The organism is Nocardiopsis sp. NPDC055879 (assembly GCF_053615935.1).
This window is the reverse complement of the sequence record NZ_JBSHCT010000027.1, coordinates 46,918-69,896: the sequence shown is the minus strand read 5'-3', so window position 1 is coordinate 69,896 and position 22,979 is coordinate 46,918. Positions and strand designations below refer to the sequence as shown.

Below are 22,979 nucleotides of genomic sequence, written 5' to 3'. Positions count from 1 at the left end.
GATGGCCCGACGCCTCGCCCGAGGACGAGATGCCGTCCGTCAGCGTGCTTGGACGAGCCAGGATCTCATTTCCTGACCCTTCTCAAACACGCTCTCAGGGTGGCCGGCGGCTTTGCCGGTATGTACACGGTCTACGTCCAAGACTCCGAGCGGGTGGGTTTCACCGACAGCCGGATCCGCCACCCCAAGGGCGCCGGAATGAAGACGTGGAAGGCCACCGTCGTCGTCGATGGGCTGACGGTGGAGGAGACGAAGGACACGAACCTCATGGTGGAGGACGGCGTTCTGGAAGGACGAGGACTCACCCTGCGGCATGGACAGAAGGGCGACCTGCTCAACATGATCCGTTCCCGGGGGCGTCTGAGCGACGTGGAGTTGAGCGACCATCACCCCGCCCTGGTGAGGCAGAGCGACGGGCTGGACTACCTGGAGTTCGGGGCGGTGCATGTGAGTAAGGGGGAACTCGAACTGGAGAACGTTCGGGCTTTCGACCTCGACGGGTGGCTGCTCAGCGTGAGGGGCGGAGACGCCGTGTTGTCCTCGGTGGTCGGGGAACGTCTCACCATGACGGCGGTGGTCACCCAGAGTGGCAGAGCACGGTTGAACGATGTGCGATCGACCCAGGGGACCAGGCTCCAGTTGAGCGTGAACACCGCCGGGTTCCTGGAGGTGTCGAACAGTCACTTCGAGGGGTCCGAGTACGGCCTGGCCCGGGCGTACGGTGGTGGTCTCACCCTGCGTTCGACGGTGTTGACCGGTGCCCGAGACGAAGGGGTGCTCGTGGAGGGAGCCGGATCGGTCCTGCTGGAGGACTCCGAGATCCGCGACTGCGGAGGGGCGGGGATCGTCGTGCGGGACGAAGCCGGGAAGGTCCGCCTCGTGCGCTCGACGATCGCGGAAACCGGCGGTGCCGGGATCTGGGGAGACAGGGACGCGACCTATGAGTTCGAGGACTCCCTGCTCCGGGACAACGATCTGAACCAGGTGAAGGGCCCCACCGCGGAGCCCGACCCGGAGCCGGATCCCTCCGCCAAGGATTGACTCTCGGTCGGACCTGCGACGACGGGCCGGAACCGGCCAGGCCGGATCGCACCCTCCACGGGTTCGGTGCCCCCGTGAACGCTAGGGTGCGTAACGCACACAGCCCCTCACCTCCGGAGCAGACGCATGCACACGGTCCGCGTGTCCCAGAGCGATCCCGGCGCCTTCCGTTCCCTGGGAGCCGCCGTCCGCGCACCCTTGTACGCGAACACGGACCTGTACCTGCACGTCGATCCGGGACACTACGTCGAGGACCAGATCGTCTCTGTGACGCGGAAGATCCTGGTGGTTCCCACCCAGGGGCCGGGGACCGTGGAGATCGCGCCGAGCACCGACACCAACGTCTTCCGGGTCAGACCCGAGGGGAGGTTGGAACTCTATGGCGTCCGGGTCGAGGGAGCCGACGGTGAGTTCCCGCCGCTGTACGTGGATGAGGGTGCCCACCTCAAGACGGTGGACTGTGTGTTCCACTGCAACGTTCGACTGGGCCTGCACGGTCGTTCGCACGAGGTGGTGAACACCCGCTTCGAGGGCGCCGGGATCTACTGGACCAAGGGCGGTGGGGTCGTCCGCGACTGCGTGTTCAAGGACGCGATCCTCAGTTTGGAGGGTGGCGCCTCGCCCACGGTGGAGCGGGTGCGTTTCCACGGGGGCAGTGAGCACCACCACGCACTGTTCGTCTCCGGCAGTGCACCCACCATCACCGAATGTGAGATTCGGGACTGTGGTGCGATCGGGTACTACTCGGTTTGGGTGGACAAGGGTGCCCGACCGAAGTTCACCGACCTGACCGTCGAAGGGGACCGCGGATGGCCGGTGCGGGTCACCGGTTCGGGCACCCGGGCGAAGTTCACCCGGTTGCGCGTGACGGGTGGCGCGGAGGGCGGTGACTCGGTGTACGTGCTGGACGGCGCCGAGGTCGAGCTCGCCGACGCCCGCGTCGAGAGTGCCCCGACGAACGCGGTGTGCGTGGTGGAGAGCACACTCACCTTCGCCGACCTGGTCGTGAAGGGGGTGGAGGGCGCCGCGCTGCACTCGCAGGAGGGCCGGGTGAACGGCCGGGGTTTCCGTGCCTTCGATCTGGGCGGCAACGCGGGCAACTTCGTCAAGAGCCGGGTGAGCCTGACGGGCCTGGAACTCGCCGAGCACCGGAGCGGGGTCGACGAGGGTTTGTTCGGCGTCTACGTATCCGGTGGGAGCGGTGAGTTCAAGGGGGTACACGGACGAGACCTCAAGGGGGCCTGCTTCGGTGTCCACGACGCTCATGTCTGCGTGAAGGACCTGGTCGGGGAGAGGGTCGCCGGTGGAATCCTGGCCCAGGACGACGCCACCGTCGAGGCCCACGGCGTGGAGATCACCGCGCCAGAGGGCAACACCTTCCACGTCAGCACCGGTGCCCGGATGGAGGTGACCGACGCCCGGATCGTCGACGGCGCGTTCGACAACGCCTATGTCGAGGGCGCCCGGCTCGTCCTGCGGTCCTCGACCCTGAGCGGAAGTCGAGGACACGGGGTCTCCGTCCTGGAGGGCGGGGTCGCCACCCTGGAGGACACCGAGATCCGGGACGGGGCCATGAGCGGAGTCAAGGTGCTGGACGCCGAGAGTCGCGCCCGGCTGGTGCGGTGCCAGGTCTCCGGCCACGAGGACAAGGGCGTGGACGCGCACGACGAGGCCGTCGTGCACTTGGAGGACACCGAACTCGCCGACAACAGGGGCGGCGACGAGGTCCGGGCCAAGGCGAGGGCCGCGGAAGGCGCCACCGTCCCCGACGCACCCACGGGCGAGGCCGGGTCCCTGGACGAGCTGCTCGCCGAACTGGACGAGATGGTGGGCCTGGACGGCGTGAAGAAGGAGGTCCGCTCGCTGGTCGACTTCCAGCGGGTGAGCGCCAAGCGCGCCGCGGCGGGGCTGCCGGCGCTCAACGTCAGCCGTCACCTGGTCTTCTCCGGCCCGCCCGGGACCGGCAAGACCACCGTGGCCCGGCTGTACGGCGAGATCCTGCGCTCCCTGGGCGCCCTGGACAACGGCCAGTTCGTCGAGGTGGGTCGCCAGGACCTGGTCGCCGAACACCTGGGTGGTACCAGCGCCAAGGTCACCCAAGCGGTGGAGCGGGCGCGCGGTGGGGTCCTGTTCGTCGACGAGGCCTACGCGCTGTCCCGGAAGTTCGGTTCGGGCAGCGACTTCGGCCAAGAGGCCATCGACACGCTCATCAAGCTGATGGAGGACCTGCGCGAGGAGGTCGTCATCGTCTTCGCCGGTTACTCCAGCGAGATGCGGACCTTCCTCGACGCCAACCCGGGGCTGCGTTCGCGCGTGGCACGGACGATCCAGTTCGAGAACTACTCACCGGAGCAGCTCACCACCATCGTCGAGACGATGGCGCCCAAGCAGGGCTACACGCTGGGGGAGGGCGTTCGTGAGCTGTTGGTCCGCCACTTCCAGGGGCAGAGCCGGGACGAGACGTTCGGCAACGGACGTGAGGCGCGGCGTCTGTTCGAGGAGATCGTCCAGGCCCAGGCCGGGAGGATCGTCGCCGGTGACGCCAGTTCCGTCGAGGCCCTCGCGCTGATCCTGCCCGAGGACCTGGAAGGTGTCGTGGACACCGGTCTGTCCGCGCGGGTGGGCGGTCCTCGGGACGCCGAACAGACCCGAGAGCTCATGGCCCGCCTGGAGAACATGGTGGGGCTCGCCGGGGTCAAGCGGGAGGTCGCCGACCTCATCAGCCTCATCTCCGCGAACCGACGCCGCGAGGAGGCGGGACTGGCCACCTCGATGTCCTCCCAACACCTGGTGTTCTCCGGTCCGCCCGGGACCGGCAAGACCACCGTGGCGCGCATCTACGGTCAGCTCATGGCGGCCCTGGGCGTGCTCGCGCAGGGGCAGGTGGTCGAGGCCGCCCGAGCCGATCTGGTGGGCTCCTACATCGGCCACACGGCGCAGAAGACCAAGGACGTGTTCGAACGGGCCCGCGGTGGGGTCCTGTTCGTCGACGAGGCCTACACGTTGGCTCGTCCGGGTGGTTCCGGCGGTGACTTCGGTCAGGAGGCCATCGACACCCTGCTCAAGCTCATGGAGGATCACCGTGACGAGGTGGTGGTGATCGCCGCGGGCTACACCGGCGAGATGGATGGTTTCCTGGCGAGCAACCCCGGGCTGGCCTCCCGCTTCTCCCGCACCGTCGAATTCGCTCCCTACGGCGGTGATGAACTACTGAGCATCTTCGTGGGAATGGCCGAAGGAGCCGACTTCTTGGTCCCCGAGGAGACCCGCGCGGCTCTGGCGGAGACCATGGGGCGCGAAGAGGCACGCCTGTCCGACGGCAACGGACGGGAGGTCCGCAAGCTGTTCGAGGCGAGCGTGACCCGGCAGGCGCGCCGGATCGAGGCCGCGGCCCTGGCCGGGGGCGTCCCCGACGTGAGCGAACTCCAGACACTGTCACCGGAGGACGTCGTCGGGTTCTGACCGACCCTGGCCACAAGGGGTACGGGCCGTATCGGGTTCCCGGACCCTGGGGTGGATACGGTACATAGCGCAGACCCTTTGGCGCGGCGCCGCGGCCGCTACCCCCTTGGGAGTCGATGGATGATCACGGTCCGCGTCTCGAAGACGGATTCCGCCGCGAGTTCTTCCCTGGGGCAGGTGCTCAGAGACCCCCGGTACACGGGCTCGGACCTCTACCTGCGGGTGGAGCCGGGCGAGTACGTCGAGCCCCAGGCGGTCGGAGTGCTACGGCGTGTGGTCGTGATGCCCACCGAAGGGGCGGGCACCGTCACGGTCACGGCGGGCAACGAGACCAACGTCTTCAACGTGCACAAGGGCGGCGACCTGGAGCTGTACGGGGTCGGCGTGCGTAGTTCATCGGACGAGTACCCGCCGCTGTACGTGCAGGAAGGGGCCCGGCTGCGCGCGGTCGACTGCGTCTTCACCTCACCGCGACGGGTGACCGTGTCCGGGGCGCACGCCGAGGTGATCGGCTGCCGATTCGAGGACAGCGGTCTGTTGTGGGACGGCAGCGAGGGCTTCGTACGCGACTGCTACTTCGCCGGCGCGGTGATCGCCGTCCAGGGGAGGTGTTCCCCGAAGATCGGCGGGACCATCTTCGCCGGGGCCCACGACGACTGGCACACCCTGTACGTGGCGGGGGCCTCCCCGGAGGTGACCGATTGCGCGCTGGTGGACGGCGGTGGCATCTACGTCCGGGATCGGGCCGCGCCCGAGTTCACCGACGTGCGGGTCACGGGCTCGCACGACTGGCCGGTCCGGGTCTACGAGCGTTCCCGTGCCGACTTCACCCGGCTGGTGGTGGAGTCGCCGCACAAGGAGGAGACGGACGCCTTCTTCGTCCATGGCGACTCCCAGAGCACCCTCCGCGACTGCGAGATCCTCGGCTCCACCCGGACCGGGCTGGCCATCGAGGGTGGTCGACTCATGGTGCGGGGCCTCAAGGTGGAGGGGGCCGCCGCCGACGCCGTCCTCATCGACGGCGCCGAGGCCACGGTGACCGACCTGCGCTGCGAGCAGGTCGGCAAGGCCGCCCTGCTGGTCGCCGATGGTGCCCGCGTGAAGGTGTCGGGGATGTCGGTGGCCGAGAGCGTCCAGGAGGGGCGTGGCGCGATCGCGGCGGTGCGTTCGCGTTTCGAGGTCGACGACCTGCGGGTGAGCCGATGGCATGGCCCGATGGCCATCGTGGTCGGTGGTACAGGGGGATTCGAGGACATCGTCGGCCACGACGTGGGGTCGGGGATCCACAGCCGTGAGGACGCCACGGTCACCGTGCGCGGCATGGTGCTGCGCGATGCCCGTGAGGACGGCCTCAACATCCTCGACGGCACCGAGGTGCGTCTGGTCGACGCCGACCTCTCCGAATGCGGGGAGGACGGCGTCTACGCGCAGGGTGGCTACGTCACGGTCCGCTCCTCCACGTTCTCGGGCAGCGGAGAGCGTGGTGTGCGTGTGGGTGAGGGCGCCGTGGTGGCCCTGGAGGACACCGCGATCAGGGACGGTCGGGGCGACGGTCTCATGGTGGAGGACGGTGGGCGGGTACGGCTGGTGCGCTGCACCGTGTCCGGCAACGACGACGAGGGTCTGTGGGCCGCCGCCGGCGCTTCGGTCTACCTGGAGGACAGCACCTTCAGCGACAACCGTGGGGGCGACGGCGAACGTGTGGTCGCCCGGGGCGGGGGTTCCTCCGGTCGTTCCGTCGGCGGGAACGGGGACGGGTCGGTACGGGACCGCGAACGCTCGCTGGACTCACTGCTCACCGAACTGAACGCGCTGGTCGGACAGGAACGGGTCAAACGGCAGGTCCGGGCCCTGGTCGACCTGCAACGGGTGAGCGCCGAACGGGTCGCGGCGGGGCTGCCCGGGTTGAACGTGGGCCGCCACCTGGTGTTGGCCGGACCGCCCGGGATCGGGAAGACGACCGTGGCCCGGCTGTACGGGCAGATCCTGAGGTCGTTGGGCGAGTCCGAACGTGGACGGTTCATCGAGGTGGCCCGGCCGGACCTGGTGGCCGAATACCAGGGAGGCACCCGGGACAGGGTGGCCGAGGCCGTGGAGCGGGCCCGCGGCGGGGTGCTGTTCGTCGACGGGGCGCACGCCCTGTTCGGTGAGTCCGGAACACCGGATGTGCACGGTCGAGAGGTGATCGACACCCTGGTCGCGCTGATGGAGGCGCCGGGCGAGGAATTCGTGTTGGTCCTGGCGGGGCACTCCGATCGGCTTCGGTCCCTGCTCGACGCCTCCCCCGGGCTGCGCGCGCGGGTGGCGCGGACCGTCGAGTTCGAGGAGTACTCACCCGAGCAACTGGCCGGGATCTTCGCCGGGGAGGCCGCTGAGCGCGGCTACGACCTGGGGGAGGGGGTGCATGACCTGTTGGTCGGTCACTTCCAACGCCGGGTCCGGGGCGTGGCCTTCGACAACGGGCGCGAGGTCCGCAGGGTGCTCGGTGGTGCGGTCCGGACCCAGTCCGAGCGGATCGTCGAGGGTGGTTACACGACCGTGGACGACCTCACCCGGCTCCTGTCCGAGGACCTGGAGGGGGTGACCGACCCCGTCGCGACCGATCCCGATCGGCGGATGGGCGGCCAGGTCACCGCGTTGATGGCCCGGCTGGACTCCCTGGCGGGCCGTGGTGAGGTCAAGGAGGCACTGGCCCGCCAACTGTCGAGCCTGCTGACATCACCCCGACGTGGTGGAGAGGAGGGGGAGGACCGGCGCTCACGCCACCTGGTGTTCTCCGGCCGGACCGGGACCGGGCGTTCCACCGTGGCCGGTCTGTACGGTGAACTCCTCGCCGCCCTGGGGCTGGCCGCGCGCGGACATTCGGTACGGCTGCGGGCCGAGGACCTGGTGGATCGGGGGCGCCCCTCCAAGGAGGCGCTGGCGGCCTTCGAACGAGCACGAGGCGGGGTGCTGTCGGTTCTCCTGCCGGAATCGGGAGGTTCCGGGGGAACCGGACTCGGTCAGGAGACGGCCGACGTCCTCGGCGGTCTGATGCGGACCCACCACGACGACGTCGCGGTGGTCCTGACCGGCGATCCCGAGTCGGTGGCGTCCCTGATGCGGGCCGGTCTTCGCCTGGCGGAGCGGTTCGCCGGACTGGTGGAGTTCGCGCCCTACAAGACCGACGAACTGGTGGAGGTCTTCGCGGCGATGGCCGAGGAGACCGGTCTGCGGTTGCCGAAACGGACCCGAGAGGCGCTGGCGGACCTGATCGGAGCGCCGACGGACGGGTTCGCCGAACGCGGCGGGATCGAGGTCCGCGCGCTCTTCGAGGAGTGTGTGGCGCGCCAGACGCGGCGGATCGAGGCCGCGGCCCACGGGGGCGAGATCCCCGAGGTGGCCGAACTCCAGACCCTGCTTCCCGAGGACCTGCCGCAGGGTTGGGGGAGCGGCGACTGACGCTCTGGACCGCTCCCGGCCTCTTGGTCCAATGATTACTCCGTGTGTGTCGGCGTTGAGCCTGCCGTGTCCGAAGTGTGGGTAGGTGGGCGATATGAGTCTGATGTTCATGTTGTTCGCCCTGATGGGCGCGGTGGTGGTTCTGGGCGTCGGATCCTACGTCCTACGAGGGGTGCTCGCCCGGATGGAGACGCGCCACGCGCTTCCCGAGCCGGAACCCCCGCCGCGAGCCGGCCCCAAGGAGGTCGTGGGCGGTTACGTTCCGGCGCAGCGTGATCCCGACGAGCTGCCCGCGGGGCTGCGCGCACGGGTACGCAACCTGATGGTCCTGGGGCATACCGACGAGGCGCTCGGTCTGGTCGCCTCGCACCTGGGCGGTGACCAGGCGCGCGCCCGCCGGGTGCTGCGACGTCTGGACGGGGGAGGGCGCCCGGCGCTGGAATCCTGAGGCGGTCGTCGGAGCGGTCAGATGTCCGGTCGGCTTTGCCAACGGGCCCAGACGGCGGTGGCGACGAAGAGGACGCCGCCGAGCAGTGCGAGCCAGAACAGGCCTTCGATCAGAGTGCCGACGATGGCGAGGATCAACCAGATCGCGAGCAGGGCGAGGACGAAGTACACCATGGGGCTCCCTGTGCGGTCATGTGGTCCGATGATCACCTACCCCACCGGTCGAGGACTGAAGCGCCGCCGCCGTGACCTGTGAGGACGGTGCCCCGTGGTGTCCGTTACGTCGCGTTGCCCCTGTGATCGGTGTGTGCGGTTGCCGACTTCTGGGGAAGGGAGGGTCATGAGTCTGGAAGAGGCATCACGTCAGCTGGAAGCCGCGATCCATGATGCGCGAGTGGCCTTCGACTGCATCCTCCTTGAGGAGTTGGACCGCGCGCACACCAACGCCATCACCGCCAGAGCGGCGGTGGACGCGGCGGAGCAGGCCATTCGGGTGGAGTTCGAACGCCGCCAGGCCGAGAAGGACGACAAGACGGACAAGGCCGGTTCGGGGTCCACGGAGAAGAAACCGGACTAGGGAATCGGACCGATTCACCCGGAGGTTATCGAACATACTTTCGAACAATGGGTATGCTGGGGGGCATGCCCGATCAGTCCCTGACGCCGGACTGGCCCGTGAGTGTGCACCCACCCGGGTCGGACTCCTTCGAGCAGACGGCCCTGGAGTGGTTGTTCGACCACGTGCCCGCCGACTACCGGTTGCACGGAGTCCTGCGCCGCCATCCCGTCGCTCTCTCCCGCCTGGCCCGCCAGTACGTCTCGGCGACGTTGGAGGCGGCCAGGGAGGGATATCGAACGGCCCGGGTGGACCTGCGTGGTCACCTGCCCCCGCACGCTCTCGACCAGGTCATGAGCGCCTACCTCGCCGAGGGTCGGCGCACGGCCGGGCTCCTCCGCTCCGTCGAGGCCGTGGACGAGGCCCTGCGCGCGGCCGGAACCGGGCGTTCCGATGGCGACTGAGGCGACCCCACGCCGCCCGAACTCCGGTTCAGGCGGTGACCCGTACCAGGATCGCGACCTCCTCACCGGTGTTCACCAGGTGCCGGCCTCCCCGCGTGCCACCGCCCACCACACGGGCCCGGCCCGAGGTCAGTTCCGCGGCCGACAGCATCTGACCGTCGGTGTCGGAGGTGATCAGGTGGGCGCGTCCGCTGACCAGGTACAGCGCCTCCAGGGTGTGCGCATTCTCGGCGCGCGGAGAGGGCCCGGCGATGAAGCCGTTGGGCTCCAGGGCCACGGACGTGACCCGGAAGCGCCCACGGACCAGGCGGCGGACGCTGCGCGGGGCGGGCTGCCAGCTCCCTCGGCGGGTCGGCCAGAGGGTCGGGCGCAGCGCGGTCGCGGCGTCCCTGGCGGCGACGACCACCTGTCCGAGAGTGGGCAGGCGGCGAGCGCCCAGGTGGGCGTAGCCGGAGGTGCGTCCGGCGTCCACGACGTCGCCGATCCCGTCCAGGGACACGGTCGCGGTGCGTTGTCGGGGGGCGTGCTCGGTCGGAACGCGAGGGGCGGTGGCCGGCGCGGAGGTCTGCTGCGGCATCGTGAGAGGATCCTTCACGTGTGCGTGATCACCGGTGTGGTGGGCGATCACGGGAAAGTCGTCATGGGGCCCGGGAGGTCCCGGAACGGTGGGGTCGATGCCTCCGAACGCGCGTTCGGAGAGGAAGATCACCCAAGCGAAGACCCGTCACGGCCGTCTCACGTCGAAGGACGGGGGCCGATCACGGGCCGGTCGTGCGGGGTCGGTGGAATCCGTCCCCTCGACTGCGACTCAGTGACGACAACACGGACACGCCGCACAAGCCTGCAGGCAGGAGGCCCCGTTGGGGGCCGTACGAGCCGAGGCGACGGTGCGGGTGCGCGGATACATGGCAGTAAGGAGATCAGCAAAGCCGGTGGTGAGTCAAGCGGACACCGGAAGACGAGCGCGTCGAACCGCTCACGCCGGAGACGTACCGGGCATGTTGCGGGTGGCGTCCCGTGGTGGTGACATGTGGAGCCCGGGAGAACGGCGTTCTCGCCGCTTCGGGCCCCACCTCCCAGAACAGCCGTAGTGACAGGAGTGGCAGTGCAGCCGTCCGTTCCCAGAGGGCAGCCTTGAACCCCGAGGCGCAGGGACTGTGGGCGCGTGTGCTGGTACGGGCCGTCGTCGTGGCCGCCACCGGGGTGATGGCGCTGGGTTTCCTCGGCGTGGAGGCGGCACTGCTCATCTGCTTCCTGTGCGTGCTCACCTACGTGCTCCTGTGGCTGCGGGCCAGGTACGGGAGCTTCCTCTTCGCGGGGGGCGAGAGACCGTCGCCGGAACCGGACTCCGAATCGGAACCGGGAGGCGGGGAGGAACCGGGTGGCTCGGACGGCGCCGGCGGCCCTCCGAACCCCCGAAGACCCATCGACGACGCCTGAGACCCCCACCGAGGTCGGACTTCGCGCGGTTTCCCGAGCTCCGCGCCATGGGCCGGATTCGAGGGAAGGCCGCCGTGTCTTTCCACGAACCGGAGAGCGCCGAGCGGCGCGCGGCGTAGATTCTAGGTCTATGACGGACCAGGACCTTCTGCACGACCTGCGTTCCGGTCGCGCGTGCCCGGCCGGCGTCTACGCTCGTCTCCTCGACGCCTACGGGGAGGAGTTGTACCGGTACTGCGTCCTGGTCCTACGCGATCGGGACACCGCGCACGTCGTGCTGCGGGACACCCTGATCGTGGCCAGGGCGCACAGCGTCCGCCTACGGGACTCCGCGCGGTTGGGGGAGTGGCTGCACGCGTTGGCCGAGGTGGAGTGCGGCCGCCACCGTGCCTGCGGGGCGGGTGGGGAGAGGATCGCTCGTCCGACCCTCGCGGGGCCCCACGGTCTGGTCCGGGTCCGTGTGCTCAACGGTCTGACCCGCCCCGAACTCGACGGATACCGGTCCCACGTCGCGGTCCGCGCCGACCAGTTCGGTCATGACGGCTTCCCCCTTCGACAGGGGGCGCGCAACAGCCTGCGCGGAGTGGTGTTCTCGATCCCCACGCCACAGGCGCTGATGCTGCTGGGCGTGTTGCTCCTGCTCCTGCTCCTGCCGCTGGGGACCGACTGAGGAACGAGGAACAGGGTTCCCCGGACACGAGCAGGCCCGGTGAGTCCACCTCACCGGGCCAGATCAGGTGCCGAGACGTGCGTCGGTCACTTGCCCTCGTTGGTGATGTGCGAGGAGTCCCCGTGCACACCGGCCTCTTCGGCGCGCTTCACCGACGCGATGATCTCCTGCTCGGCCTCGTGGCGGCCGACCCAGCTGGCGCCCTCGACGGACTTGCCCGGCTCCAGGTCCTTGTACACGGTGAAGAAGTGTTCGATTTCGAGACGCTCGAACTCGTTGACGTGGTGAATGTCACGCAGGTGCTCCTGGCGCGGGTCCGTCGCCGGGACGCACAGCAGCTTGTCGTCACCACCGGCCTCGTCGCGCATCCGGAACATGCCGATGGCGCGGGCGCGGATGAGGCAGCCGGGGAAGGTCGGGGCCTTGAGCAGGACGAGTGCGTCCAGCGGGTCACCGTCCTCACCGAGCGTTCCCTCTACGAAGCCGTAGTCGGCGGGGTAGGTGGTGGAGGTGAACAGCATGCGGTCGAGACGGATACGACCGGTCTCGTGGTCCACCTCGTACTTGTTGCGCTCCCCCTTGGGGATCTCGATCGTAACGTCGAATTCCATGCTGATCTCGGCTCCCAATGCGACTAATGTCGCCGTATAACAACAACGTCAGACCGCGACACCGAAGGAAGGGCAGGTGCCCCGGGTGCGACGGGTACGAGGCGAGGCGATCCTCGCGCTGGCCCTGCTCAACATATTCGTGCTGATCACCGGGTTCGTCGCCTTGGACGTGATCGAGGCACGACCGCTGCCGGCGGTGCCCAACCCCGTCACGCACGCCGACGGCGTGGCGGCGGTTGCACCCGCGGCTCCGACTCCGGTGGACCCGGAACGGGTCGCGGACGTTCTTGATGATCCCATGTCGTCGTCCGGGCTCGAGGAGGGCCTCTCCGGTTACGTGGTCGACGGATCGACCGGGGAGACACTCTTCGAACGGGACGCCGACGCCGCGGTGACCCCGGCGTCGACGACGAAGATCGCCACGGCCGTCACCGTCCTGGACACCGTCGGCCCCGACCACGTTCTACGGACCGAGGCATACCTCGATCCCGCGGAGAACCGTGTGGTGCTCCGTGGTGGGGGCGACGCGACTTTGACCGTGACCGCCGACTCCGCAGCTTACCCACAGGTAGCGACCCTGGAGGAGCTCGCGTCCGACACCGCCGCCTCCCTCGCCGAGCAGGGCGTGGACACCGTGAAGATCGGCTATGACGACTCTCTCTTCACCGGCTCGGACACCGGGCCGGGGTGGAAGCCCAACTACGTGACCGAGGGCAGCACCGCCACCATCCACGCGTTGCTCGTCGACCAGGGCAGGGTCGAACCGGACGTGTCCACCCGTGTGCCCGACCCACCACGGGCCGCCGCCGAGGCCTTCGCCGACCAACTGGAGCGGGCCGGACTCACCGTCGAGGGCGACCCGAGGGAGGCCGAATCCGTCGGCGAACCGGTGGCCTCGGTGGACTCCGCTCCGGTGAGTTCCCTCGTCGAGTTCATGATGTTGGCCAGCGACAACAACATGGCCGAGGCCCTGGGCCGCGTGGCCGCCCTGGAGTCGGGGGCGGAGGCGAGCTTCACCGGTGCTTCCGAGACCACTCACCGTGTCATGGACGACCTCGGTATCGACGGGGTCGACCTGGCGGACAACAGCGGTCTGAGCACCGAGAACCGCATCACCCCGCGGGCCCTCGTCCAGCTGCTCAAAGCAGCCGGCGAGCACCCCGAACTCAACGCGACCCTCACGGGGCTGCCCACCGCGCACTCCACCGGCACGCTCGCCGGTCGCTACTCCGAGTACTCCACCTCGCACCACGCGGCCGGCATGGTCCGGGGCAAGACCGGGACGCTCGACGGCGTCAGCACACTCGCCGGCACCATCCACGACCAGGAGGGCAACGCGTTCGTGTTCGCCTTCATGGCCAACGACGAGGCCGCCACCGGGCCGGCCTTGGACACCCTCGCCGCCGCCCTCGCCGAGTGCGGCTGTTCGTGAGGTCGTCGGCGGGCCCCAGGGTGGGATCCACCGTGGGGCCCGCCCGCTGATGGGCGATTCGCTCGGGTTCGTTTCGGCTCACCTCAGGGCGATCCCGGGGTCTGCCCTGAATTCGATCCCTGATCCCCGTGCCACCGGGCGTCCCGTGGGTAGGCTGGCGATGTGACTGTGATCGACTGGGACGTAGCCGTCAACACCGGTGTCCGCCTCGTGCGCCCTGGGCCGCAGGTGGATCTGGCCGACGCACGGCAGGCCGTCGCGCAGTTGCGCGACCTCTCCTCTGTGGCGGCCGGGCACGTGCGCGACTTCACCGGTATGAACCCCCTCGAACCCTCGGGTCCCGCGACCATCGTGGACAGACCCGGGTGGATTCGAGCCAACGTCAACGGGTTCCGGGTGGTGCTCGAACCCGTACTCGAACAGATGGGCGCCGATCGGCTGAACAAGAGCCCGGCCGGGAACCTGGCCGGCGCGGTCGGTTCACGTGTGACCGGGATGCAGCTCGGCGCCGTCCTGTCCTACCTGGCGGGGAAGGTCCTCGGCCAGTACGAGCTCTTCCTGCCACCGGACCCGAACGGCCACTCGCCGACCGGGCGACTGACCCTGGTGGCGCCCAACATCGTCAACACCGAACGCGAGTTGGACGTCGACCCTCGCGACTTCCGACTGTGGGTCTGCCTGCACGAGGAGACCCACCGGATGCAGTTCACGGCCACGCCGTGGCTGCGCGACCACGTCCAGCAGCTCATGCAGGAACTCCTGCTGTCCACGGAGATGGACGCCTCCGACCTCATCGACCGGCTCCGGCAGGCCGGTGAGGCCGTGGCCGAAGCCGTGCGGGGCGGCGAGGGGAACCTCCTCACCGCGTTCCAGACCCCGGAACAGAACGAGCTCATGGATCGGGTCACCGCGGTCATGAGCCTGGCCGAGGGGCACGGGGACTACGTGATGGACGCGGTCGGTCCCGAGGTCGTGCCCTCGGTCGAGACCATCCGGGCCCGCTTCCAGAAGCGGCGCGAGGGGGGCAACCCGCTCGACCGGATCATGCGCCAGCTCCTGGGCATGGACATGAAGATGAAGCAGTACGAGGAGGGCGCGACCTTCGTCCGACAGGTGGTCGCCCAGGTCGGCATGGCCGAGTTCAACAAGGTGTGGACCTCGCCCGAGACCCTGCCCACCATCGAGGAGATCCGTAATCCCTCGACGTGGATCGAACGGGTCGTGCGCCCCGCCGCCATCAGCGAGTGAGCGGTCCGCCCCCCGCCGTGGCCGCCGTTCGCTCGGCGGTCCGGCGGGTGCTGTCCGCTCTGCCGGCCGACACCACCGCGCTCGCGGCCTGTAGCGGCGGAGCGGACTCGTTGGCCCTGGCCGGGGCGCTCGCCTTCGAGGCGCCTCGGATGGGGCGCGCGGCGGGCGCCGTCACCGTGGACCACGGACTCCAGGAGGGCTCGGCCGAACGGGCCGAAGGGGTCGCCAAGGTGTTGCGCGGGATCGGCCTCGACCCCGTGGACGTGGCCACCGTGCGGGTGGCCGGCTCGGGCGGTCCCGAGGCCGCCGCCAGAAGGGCCCGCTATGACGCCCTGGACACGGCCGTACGGGAGCACGCTCCCGCGGTGGTGCTGCTCGGACACACCCTCGACGACCAGGCGGAGACGGTCCTGCTCGGACTGGCCCGCGGCTCGGGGGCCCGTTCCCTGGCGGGGATGTCCGCCTCCTCCGGGCCCTATCGTCGTCCCCTGCTGGAACTGGACCGGGCCACGGTCCGTGCGGCGTGCCGGCTCATGGACCTGAGCCCTTGGGAGGACCCGCACAACCACGACCCGCGGTTCGCCCGATCCCGGGTACGGCATGAGGCGCTTCCCGCCCTGGAACGGACGCTCGGCCCCGGGATCACGGCGGCCCTGGCACGTACCGCGACGATGCTCCGGGCCGACGCCGACACCCTGGACGACCTCGCCGCCACGCTGTACGACCGTGCGCTGGAGGCGGCCTCCGGTGCGGAGGGCCTGGCCGTCGGACCGCTGGAGGAGGCCGACACCTCACTGCGTACCCGCGTGCTGCGCCGTGCCGCGCTCGACGCCGGCTGTCCGGCCACCGACCTCACCGCCCGCCACGTACGCGAGCTCGAACGGTTGATCACGGAGTGGCGTGGCCAGGCCCACATCGACCTGCCCGGTGGCGTTCGTGGCCGCCGCACGGCCGGTCGCATCCACTTCGTTCACTGAAGTCGGCCCGTCGCGGGCGGTGACCCTGCCCTCTTGTGTCGCGGTCCGGCGCTGTCGCCACGTTCGGCACGTTTATCCTGGTTGCCGCAAACGGGGAATCCAGCAGCGAGGACAGTGAGCGTGGACGCTAAGGACATGGGCCAAGACCTGGAGAAGGTTCTGGTCACCGAGGAAGAGATCAATGCGCGTCTGGCCGAGCTGGGCGCGCGGATCGACGCGGACTACGCGGGCCGGGACCTGCTGATCGTCGGTGTGCTCAAGGGTGCCGTCATGGTCATGGCCGACCTGGCCCGAGTACTGCACACCTCGGTCTCGATGGACTGGATGGCGGTGTCCTCCTACGGAGCGGGCACCACGTCCTCGGGTGTGGTGCGCATCCTCAAGGACCTGGAGACCGACATCAAGGACCGTGACGTCCTGATCGTCGAGGACGTCATCGACTCCGGGCTGACCCTCTCCTGGCTGGTGGGCAACCTGCGTTCGCGCGGCCCGAAGTCGGTCGAGGTCTGCACCATGGTCCGCAAGCCGCTGGCCTTCGACGTCGACCTCGACGTCAAGTACATCGGTTTCGACCTGCCCAACGAGTTCATCGTCGGTTACGGACTGGACTACGCGGAGAAGTACCGGAACCTTCCGTTCATCGGCACCCTCGCTCCGCACGTCTACGAGAACTAGCCCGATCCCCGCCCGCGCGACCGTGTCATGGCCCACGCGGGCGGGGCTCGGGAACAACGGAACGGGTCGTCGTCGTTGCTTCCATGACGGCTCGCGTCCGGCCTCAGCGGTGTGCCCGCCCGGCGCGGCGAGGTGTACCGTCGAATATCCCGGCGTCAGCGCGGGGAGCACGTGTCCGATAGGTCCTGCTCCGGACAGTCCTCTGGGGCGGGCGGCCTGGTCTGGAGGGACGGACCCGACAGGGTTCCGCTCACATGAATCTGAAGCGTATTTTCCGCGGCCCGTGGATTTGGATCCTGGTCGTCGCCCTCATGCTCGTCATCGGCTTCCGCGTGTTCGACGTCGGTGGAGGCCCACAGCCGGAGGAAGCCGACATCTCCGAGGTCTACCGGCTCATCGAGCAGGACGAGGTCGAGGATGCCGAGATCGTCGATCGTGATCAGCGCATCGAGCTGACCACCGTCGACGGCGAGATCCTGGAGGCCTACTGGGTCGAAGGCCAGGGCATGGAACTGGCCACCCTGCTCCAGGAGTCGAGCCAGAACCCGGACGGCGCGCTGAAGGACTACAAGGTCTCCGTCGCCACCACCCCGGTCTGGACGACCGCGCTGTTCAGCCTCCTGCCGCTGATCATCATCATCGTCATCTTCTGGTTCATCTTCAGCCAGATGCAGGGCGGCGGCTCCCGCGTGATGAACTTCGGCAAGTCCAAGGCCAAGCTCATCACCAAGGACACGCCCAAGAACACCTTCGACGACGTCGCCGGGGCCGACGAGGCCATCGAGGAACTCCACGAGATCAAGGAGTTCCTGCAGAGCCCGGAGAAGTTCCAGTCGATGGGCGCCAAGATCCCCAAGGGCGTCCTGCTCATGGGCCCGCCCGGTACCGGTAAGACGCTGCTGGCCCGAGCCGTCGCCGGTGAGGCCGGGGTGCCGTTCTACTCCATCTCCGGTTCGGACTTCGTCGAGATGTTCGTCGGCGTCGGCGCCTCCCGCGTGCGGGACCTGTTCGAGCAGGCCAAGGCGAACGCGCCCGCGATCATCTTCATCGACGAGATCGACGCCGTCGGCCGCCACCGCGGCGCCGGCATGGGCGGCGGTCACGACGAGCGCGAGCAGACCCTCAACCAGATGCTGGTCGAGATGGACGGCTTCGACGTCAAAGGCGGCGTCATCCTCATCGCCGCCACCAACCGGCCCGACATCCTCGACCCGGCGCTGCTGCGTCCGGGCCGCTTCGACCGCCAGGTCGTCGTGGACCGTCCCGACCTGGACGGCCGTCGCGACATCCTTGAGGTGCACTCCAAGGGCAAGCCGATGGCCGACGACGTCGACTTCGCGGTCATCGCTCGCCAGACCGCAGGGATGACCGGTGCCGACCTGGCCAACGTCATCAACGAGGGCGCCCTGCTGTCCGCGCGCGCGGACAAGAAGGTCATCACCCACGCGATCCTGGAGGAGGCCATCGAACGTGTGATGGCCGGCCCCGAGCGCAAGTCCCGGGTGATGTCGGACCGTGAGAAGAAGGTCATCGCCTACCACGAGGGCGGTCACGCCCTGGTCGGGCACGCGCTGCCCAACGCCGACCCGGTGCACAAGATCACGATCCTGCCGCGCGGTCGCGCCCTCGGTTACACCATGTCGGTGCCGACCGAGGACAAGTTCCTCACCTCGCGTTCGCAGATGATGGACCAGCTGGCCATGATGCTCGGTGGTCGCGCCGCCGAGGAGCTCGTCTTCCACGAGCCCACCACCGGCGCGAGCAACGACATCGACAAGGCCACCGACCTGGCCCGCAACATGGTCACCGAGTACGGCATGAGCGAGCGCCTGGGCGCCCGCAAGTTCGGTTCCGCCAACAGCGAGCCGTTCCTGGGCCGCGAGATGTCGCACGCCCGCGAGTACTCCGAGGAGATCGCCTCCATCATCGACGAGGAGGTGCGTCGCCTCATCGAGTCGGCGCACGATGAGGCCTACGAGGTCCTCGTCGAATACCGGGACGTTCTCGACGACCTGGTCCTGCAGCTGTTGGAGCGGGAGACGCTCACCAAGGACGAGGTGTTGGCGGTCTTCGCCCCCGTCCGTAAGCGTCCCTCGCGCGGTTCCTACACCGGCTACGGCAAACGTCAGCCCTCCAACCGGCCGCCGGTGCGCTCCAAGAAGGAGATGACCCCACTCAACGGCGCCGAGGTGCAGGGATCGGAGTTCAATGGTCGGCTCCCCGAGGGAGTCGGCAACGAAGGAGAACAGGCGTGAGCGACCTTCCCTCCAGACCCGTGGATCGTGAGCGGATCGCCCGCGCGGTCCGTGAGATCCTCATCGCCATCGGGGAGGACCCCGACCGTGACGGGCTCGTCAAGACCCCCGATCGTGTCGCCAGGGCCTACGAGGAGCAGTTCTCGGGTCTGGGCCAGAAGCCGGGTGACGTGCTCACCACGGTCTTCGAGGCCGACCACGAGGAGATGGTCCTGGTCAAGGACATCGAGCTCTACTCGACGTGCGAGCACCACCTCGTGCCGTTCTACGGGGTGGCCCACGTGGGTTACATACCGGGAGTGGACGGCCGCATCACCGGCCTGAGCAAGCTCGCCCGCCTCGTGGACGTCTACGCCCGCAGGCCGCAGGTGCAGGAGCGGCTGACCGGTCAGGTCTCCGACGCCATCATGGACCACCTGGACCCGCGCGGCGTGATCGTGGTGGTCGAGGCGGAACACCTGTGCATGACCATGCGCGGGGTGCGCAAACCCGGTGCCAAGACGGTCACCTCCGCGGTGCGAGGGATATTCCGCAGCAGCGACCGTACTCGGTCCGAGGCCATGAGTCTCATCCTCGACCGGGGCTGAGACCGGGACCGAACCGTCCCGAGGGCCGGTCGCGACGAGTCGGCGTCGGGTCGGCCTGTGCGGCCGGTCCGGGGCGACCCGGAGAACACCTTCACAGGGGCCGGGGGCGGTGTGCCCCCGGCCCCTACGCGTACGCGTAGGGTGAAACGCATGGCGCCGAAACACACACTTCCAGGACTGCCCGACCGCGGGCGGTGCCTGGTCATGGGGGTCGTCAACGTCACCCCCGACTCCTTCTCCGACGGCGGATCCTGGTTCGATCCCGAACGCGCGATCGAACACGGTCTGCGGCTGGTCGAAGAGGGAGCCGACATCATCGACGTGGGCGGTGAGTCCACCCGGCCCGGCGCCCAACGTGTGGGCGCCGCCGAGGAACTGCGCCGCGTCGAACCGGTCGTGCGGGAACTCGCCTCCCGCGGGATCGCGGTCAGCGTCGACACCATGCGGGCCGAGGTGGCCGAGCGCGCGGTCGAGGCCGGCGCGGTCCTGGTCAACGACGTCAGCGGTGGGTTGGCCGACCCCGAGATGGCACGACTGGTCGCATCTTCCGGTGTCGCCTACGTGTTGATGCACTGGCGTGGGCATAGTCATGACATGCAGAGCCGTGCCGTGTACACGGATGTCGTCCAGGAGGTCCTCGATGAGCTCCGCGACCGTATGGAGGCCATGATCAGTGCAGGAGTCGACCCCGGCCAGATCGTTCTGGACCCGGGACTGGGATTCTCCAAACGCCCCGAACAGGCGCACAACTGGGCGCTGCTCCAGCACCTCGAACGGTTCCACGAACTGGGCCGTCCGGTGCTGGTCGCCGGTTCCCGCAAACGCTTCCTGAGCCGACTGCTCGGTGACGCCAAGGGCGAGGATCGCCCCTTCGTCGACTGTGACGCGGCCACCGCCGCGGTGACGACCCTGTCCGCGGATCGGGGCGCGTGGGCGGTACGCGTACACGACGTCCGTCCCAACGCCGACGCCGTACGCGTGGCGGCCGCCTGGTCCGACGGTGGCCGTGGGCTCGACGAGGGCCGTTCCGAGCCCTTGGTCCGGGGTGGCCTGTGAAGTCCCGCCAGGAGGTCATGGAGAGCGTCGCCGAGGCCAACTCCCAGTTCTACAGCGCCATCGAGAACGGCGACATCGACCTGATGGGCGCGGTGTGGGCCGAGGAGTACGAGGCCCCGGACCTGGTGTGCGTCAACCCCGGCTGGCCGCTGCTGCGCGGTCGTACCGAGATCATGCGCGCCTGGTCCCTGATCATGGCCAACGTCACCTACATCCAGTACGTGCTCACCGAGACGCACATCGGGGTGGGCGGTGACATCGCCATGGTCACGTGTGAGGAGAACGTGCTGACGGCCGAGGACGGCAGTCCCGGGTTCGTCGCGGGCGGGCAGGTGGTCACCACCAACCTGTTCGTCGACACCGAGCAGGGGTGGCGGTTGTGGTCGCACCACGCCTCGCCGGTCCTGATGGAGGAGGACGAACCGGAGGGCGAGGACTGATGTCGGACCGCATCGCGCTCCGTGGACTGCGGGCCCGGGGCAACCACGGCGTGTTCGACTTCGAGCGTCGTGAGGGCCAGGACTTCGTGGTCGACGCCGTGCTGTACCTGGACACGAGTTCGGCCGCGGTCAGCGACGACGTCGGAGACACCGTGCACTACGGGCTGCTCGCCGACCGTCTCGTCGCGATCGTCACCGGCGAACCGGTCAACCTGATCGAGACGCTGGCCGAACGGCTCGCCGCCGAGTGCATGGTCGAGTCGCTCGTGGAGGGGGTCGAGTTGACCGTGCACAAGCCGTCGGCGCCGATCGAGCACGAGTTCGAGGACGTCTCGGTCACGGTGACCCGTGGGAAGCGGGGTGCGTGGTGACCCGTGCCGTACTCGCCCTGGGTTCCAACCTGGGGGACCGCCACGCCACCCTGCGGGGGGCCGTGGAGGCGCTGTCGTCCGGGCCGGGGGCGCCCACGCCCGTCGCGCTCTCGCCGGTCTACGAGACCGCCCCGGTGGGGGGACCCGAACAGGACGCGTACCTGAACGCCGTCCTGGTCGTCGACTTCGACGGCACCGCCCGGGAACTGCTGGAGCGCGCACAGGCGGCCGAACGCGACTTCGATCGGGTCCGAGAGGTGCGGTGGGGTCCGCGCACGCTGGACGTGGACGTGATCGCCTTCGGGGACACCGTCGACGACGATCCGGTCCTGACGTTGCCGCACCCGCGCGCCCACCTGCGCGCGTTCGTGCTGCGCCCCTGGTTGGACGCCGATCCCGCGGCGGTCGTGCCCGGCCGGGCGCCGGTGGCGACGCTGCTCGCCGACGTGGAGGACGCCGACACCACCGGGGAACAGAAGCTGACGCGACGCGACGACCTTGCCCTGCGGCTTCCGGGGGAGGCGGATCGCTGATGTCCGATGACGGCGGGGGCACGCTCTCCCCGACCGGGTGGCGTGTCCCGTCCGTCCTGGCGGCCCTCGGGGCCCTGGTGGGCCTCTTCGTCGCCAACTCGCTGTCCGGGCTGCCACTGATCCCGTGGTCGGCGATCCCGACCCTGTTGCTGCTGGCCTTCGCCGAGTCCTACACGGCGGGGCGGACCGCGCGGCGCATTCGACGCGAGCCGGGGACCGAACCCATCGAACCGCTCAGCGCCGCCCGCCTACTGGCCCTGGCCAAGGCGAGCGCCCTGTTCGCGTCGATGGCCGCGGGCTTCTTCGCGGGCATGGCCCTGTCGATCACCGAACGACTGGACCTGCCCACGCATCGCGAGGCCTTCCTGGTCTCGGTGGGCACCGCCCTGGCCGCCGGCCTGCTCCTGGCCGCCGCGCTGTACCTGGAGCACGCCTGCCGGGTCCCCGACGACGACGGCGAGGACGACACCGACGACACGCCGCGGGCCGGCTGAACATCCGTTGTTCGCTGCGCGCCTTCACCGACCCTTGCGCGCTGATGGTTGACTGAGGCCGTGGAGACCAGTGAATCGACACCCGAGACCGAGTCCGAGACGGGATCGACGAAAGTGGAGCGGCCCCTGGACGTGGCCTTCGCCGCGCCCGAGGGTCTGCTCTGGCGGCGTATCCCACCGGCGTTGGCCTGGTACCGACGGCTGGTGACCACGGCGGGATGCCTGGTCGCCGGGGTGGGTGGCGGCGTGCTGCTGTTCATGTGGGGCCGTCCGCTGTGGGCCGGGATCTGGGCCGCTCTCGCCCTGGTCGTCGCGGTCGGCATGTGGTTCCTCGCGGGTCGGTTCCAACGCTCCTGGGGCTACACCGAGGCGCCGGCCGAGTTGTATCTGACCTACGGGGTGTTCGTTCGGCAACTCGTGGTGGTGCCCTACGGCCGGATGCAGGTCGTGGACGTCACCACCGACCTGCTCGAACAGGCGTTGGGGATCGCGACGGTGCGTGTGCGCACCGCGGCGAGCACCGCGGACGCGCGGGTGGTCGGGCTCCCGTTGGCCGATGCCGTCCAGTTGCGCGACCGGCTCGCCGCGCGCAGCGAGAGTTTCTCCACGGGGTTGTAAGTGCACGGATCGCCTCAGCAGGAACCAGGGTGGGCGCCGCCGGGAGGTGGGGCGCACCGGCCGCCGCAGGGCCCTGTGCAGGGCCCGCCTCCCGGCGGCCCCTACCAAGGGCCGCCCCAGGGGCCGCGCTCGAACCCGTACCAAGGTCCGTACCCGGGGCA

The 22,979-nt window shown here is 69.3% G+C and carries 23 protein-coding genes; 20 read left to right on the top strand and 3 right to left on the bottom strand.

The annotated features are described in order from the left end of the window. Positions 1-99: 99 nt before the first annotated feature. From ACWGKS_RS25650 to ACWGKS_RS25635, 4 genes are all read left to right on the top strand, one after another. On the top strand, positions 100-1,041 hold the full coding sequence (locus ACWGKS_RS25650; RefSeq protein WP_452524288.1) for a right-handed parallel beta-helix repeat-containing protein: 942 nt from the start codon (positions 100-102) through the stop codon (positions 1,039-1,041). Positions 1,042-1,167: 126 nt separating this feature from the next. Then, positions 1,168-4,503: an AAA family ATPase gene (locus ACWGKS_RS25645; protein WP_452524286.1), complete on the top strand. Its 3,336-nt coding sequence runs from the start codon at positions 1,168-1,170 to the stop codon at positions 4,501-4,503. A 120-nt stretch (positions 4,504-4,623) separates the two neighbouring features. After that, positions 4,624-7,944, top strand: coding sequence for a right-handed parallel beta-helix repeat-containing protein (locus ACWGKS_RS25640; protein ID WP_358507802.1), 3,321 nt, complete (start codon positions 4,624-4,626; stop codon positions 7,942-7,944). A gap of 94 nt (positions 7,945-8,038) precedes the next feature. Continuing rightward, positions 8,039-8,392: a hypothetical protein gene (locus tag ACWGKS_RS25635; RefSeq protein WP_358507800.1), complete on the top strand. Its 354-nt coding sequence runs from the start codon at positions 8,039-8,041 to the stop codon at positions 8,390-8,392. Positions 8,393-8,409: 17 nt separating this feature from the next. Here ACWGKS_RS25635 and ACWGKS_RS25630 read toward each other — a convergent pair whose 3' ends face one another. After that, positions 8,410-8,565, bottom strand: a complete 156-nt coding sequence (locus ACWGKS_RS25630) for a hypothetical protein (RefSeq protein WP_358507798.1) — start codon at positions 8,563-8,565, stop codon at positions 8,410-8,412. A gap of 166 nt (positions 8,566-8,731) precedes the next feature. Here ACWGKS_RS25630 and ACWGKS_RS25625 point away from each other — a divergent pair, with 166 nt between their 5' ends. Together ACWGKS_RS25625 and ACWGKS_RS25620 are read left to right on the top strand one after the other, a co-directional pair. Continuing rightward, on the top strand, positions 8,732-8,968 hold the full coding sequence (locus tag ACWGKS_RS25625; protein WP_358507797.1) for a hypothetical protein: 237 nt from the start codon (positions 8,732-8,734) through the stop codon (positions 8,966-8,968). Between the two features lie 53 nt (positions 8,969-9,021). Beyond that, positions 9,022-9,411 (top strand): hypothetical protein, encoded by a 390-nt coding sequence (locus ACWGKS_RS25620; protein ID WP_358507817.1) that lies wholly within the window; start codon positions 9,022-9,024, stop codon positions 9,409-9,411. A 28-nt stretch (positions 9,412-9,439) separates the two neighbouring features. Here the strand turns inward: ACWGKS_RS25620 and ACWGKS_RS25615 are convergent, their stop codons facing one another. Beyond that, positions 9,440-9,988: a hypothetical protein gene (locus ACWGKS_RS25615; protein WP_358507795.1), complete on the bottom strand. Its 549-nt coding sequence runs from the start codon at positions 9,986-9,988 to the stop codon at positions 9,440-9,442. Between the two features lie 557 nt (positions 9,989-10,545). Here ACWGKS_RS25615 and ACWGKS_RS25610 point away from each other — a divergent pair. Both ACWGKS_RS25610 and ACWGKS_RS25605 read left to right on the top strand, forming a co-directional pair. After that, entirely contained in the window at positions 10,546-10,851 is a 306-nt protein-coding gene (locus ACWGKS_RS25610) for a hypothetical protein (protein ID WP_358507793.1), read from the top strand. 130 nt (positions 10,852-10,981) lie between these two features. Further along, positions 10,982-11,521 carry an RNA polymerase sigma factor gene (locus ACWGKS_RS25605; protein ID WP_358507791.1) on the top strand — a complete coding sequence of 180 codons (540 nt, stop codon included), beginning with the start codon at positions 10,982-10,984 and terminating at the stop codon, positions 11,519-11,521. Positions 11,522-11,607: 86 nt separating this feature from the next. Here the strand turns inward: ACWGKS_RS25605 and ACWGKS_RS25600 are convergent, their stop codons facing one another. Beyond that, the gene (locus ACWGKS_RS25600) at positions 11,608-12,132 is read right to left on the bottom strand and encodes an inorganic diphosphatase (RefSeq protein ID WP_358507789.1); all 525 of its coding nucleotides are present in this window, start codon (positions 12,130-12,132) and stop codon (positions 11,608-11,610) included. Between the two features lie 76 nt (positions 12,133-12,208). Here ACWGKS_RS25600 and dacB point away from each other — a divergent pair, with 76 nt between their 5' ends. The 12 genes from dacB (at position 12,209) to ACWGKS_RS25540 (ending at position 22,818) form a co-directional block, all read left to right on the top strand. Beyond that, complete coding sequence (gene dacB / locus ACWGKS_RS25595; protein ID WP_358507787.1) at positions 12,209-13,564, top strand: D-alanyl-D-alanine carboxypeptidase/D-alanyl-D-alanine endopeptidase; 1,356 nt, start codon at positions 12,209-12,211, stop codon at positions 13,562-13,564. Between the two features lie 168 nt (positions 13,565-13,732). Continuing rightward, on the top strand, positions 13,733-14,812 hold the full coding sequence (locus ACWGKS_RS25590; protein ID WP_452524291.1) for a zinc-dependent metalloprotease: 1,080 nt from the start codon (positions 13,733-13,735) through the stop codon (positions 14,810-14,812). After that, on the top strand, positions 14,809-15,789 hold the full coding sequence (gene tilS / locus ACWGKS_RS25585) for a tRNA lysidine(34) synthetase TilS (protein WP_358507785.1): 981 nt from the start codon (positions 14,809-14,811) through the stop codon (positions 15,787-15,789). The genes ACWGKS_RS25590 and tilS overlap by 4 nt, the downstream gene beginning before the upstream one ends. 120 nt (positions 15,790-15,909) lie before the next feature. Beyond that, the gene (gene hpt, locus ACWGKS_RS25580; protein ID WP_358507783.1) at positions 15,910-16,464 is read left to right on the top strand and encodes a hypoxanthine phosphoribosyltransferase; all 555 of its coding nucleotides are present in this window, start codon (positions 15,910-15,912) and stop codon (positions 16,462-16,464) included. A 254-nt stretch (positions 16,465-16,718) separates the two neighbouring features. Continuing rightward, positions 16,719-18,719: an ATP-dependent zinc metalloprotease FtsH gene (ftsH, locus tag ACWGKS_RS25575; protein WP_358507781.1), complete on the top strand. Its 2,001-nt coding sequence runs from the start codon at positions 16,719-16,721 to the stop codon at positions 18,717-18,719. After that, positions 18,716-19,306 carry a GTP cyclohydrolase I FolE gene (gene folE / locus ACWGKS_RS25570; RefSeq protein WP_358507779.1) on the top strand — a complete coding sequence of 197 codons (591 nt, stop codon included), beginning with the start codon at positions 18,716-18,718 and terminating at the stop codon, positions 19,304-19,306. Before ftsH ends, folE begins: the two co-directional genes overlap by 4 nt. A gap of 150 nt (positions 19,307-19,456) precedes the next feature. Continuing rightward, entirely contained in the window at positions 19,457-20,362 is a 906-nt protein-coding gene (folP, locus tag ACWGKS_RS25565) for a dihydropteroate synthase (RefSeq protein ID WP_358507777.1), read from the top strand. After that, on the top strand, positions 20,359-20,802 hold the full coding sequence (locus tag ACWGKS_RS25560) for a nuclear transport factor 2 family protein (protein ID WP_067606263.1): 444 nt from the start codon (positions 20,359-20,361) through the stop codon (positions 20,800-20,802). Before folP ends, ACWGKS_RS25560 begins: the two co-directional genes overlap by 4 nt. Continuing rightward, positions 20,802-21,173 (top strand): dihydroneopterin aldolase, encoded by a 372-nt coding sequence (folB, locus tag ACWGKS_RS25555; protein ID WP_358507775.1) that lies wholly within the window; start codon positions 20,802-20,804, stop codon positions 21,171-21,173. The genes ACWGKS_RS25560 and folB overlap by 1 nt, the downstream gene beginning before the upstream one ends. Next, positions 21,170-21,706: a 2-amino-4-hydroxy-6-hydroxymethyldihydropteridine diphosphokinase gene (gene folK / locus ACWGKS_RS25550; protein ID WP_358507773.1), complete on the top strand. Its 537-nt coding sequence runs from the start codon at positions 21,170-21,172 to the stop codon at positions 21,704-21,706. Before folB ends, folK begins: the two co-directional genes overlap by 4 nt. Then, a complete protein-coding gene (locus tag ACWGKS_RS25545; RefSeq protein WP_358507772.1) occupies positions 21,706-22,200 on the top strand; it encodes a DUF3180 domain-containing protein in 495 nt (164 codons plus the stop codon). Before folK ends, ACWGKS_RS25545 begins: the two co-directional genes overlap by 1 nt. A 171-nt stretch (positions 22,201-22,371) precedes the next feature. Further along, on the top strand, positions 22,372-22,818 hold the full coding sequence (locus ACWGKS_RS25540; RefSeq protein WP_358507814.1) for a PH domain-containing protein: 447 nt from the start codon (positions 22,372-22,374) through the stop codon (positions 22,816-22,818). The last annotated feature ends 161 nt before the right edge of the window (positions 22,819-22,979 follow it).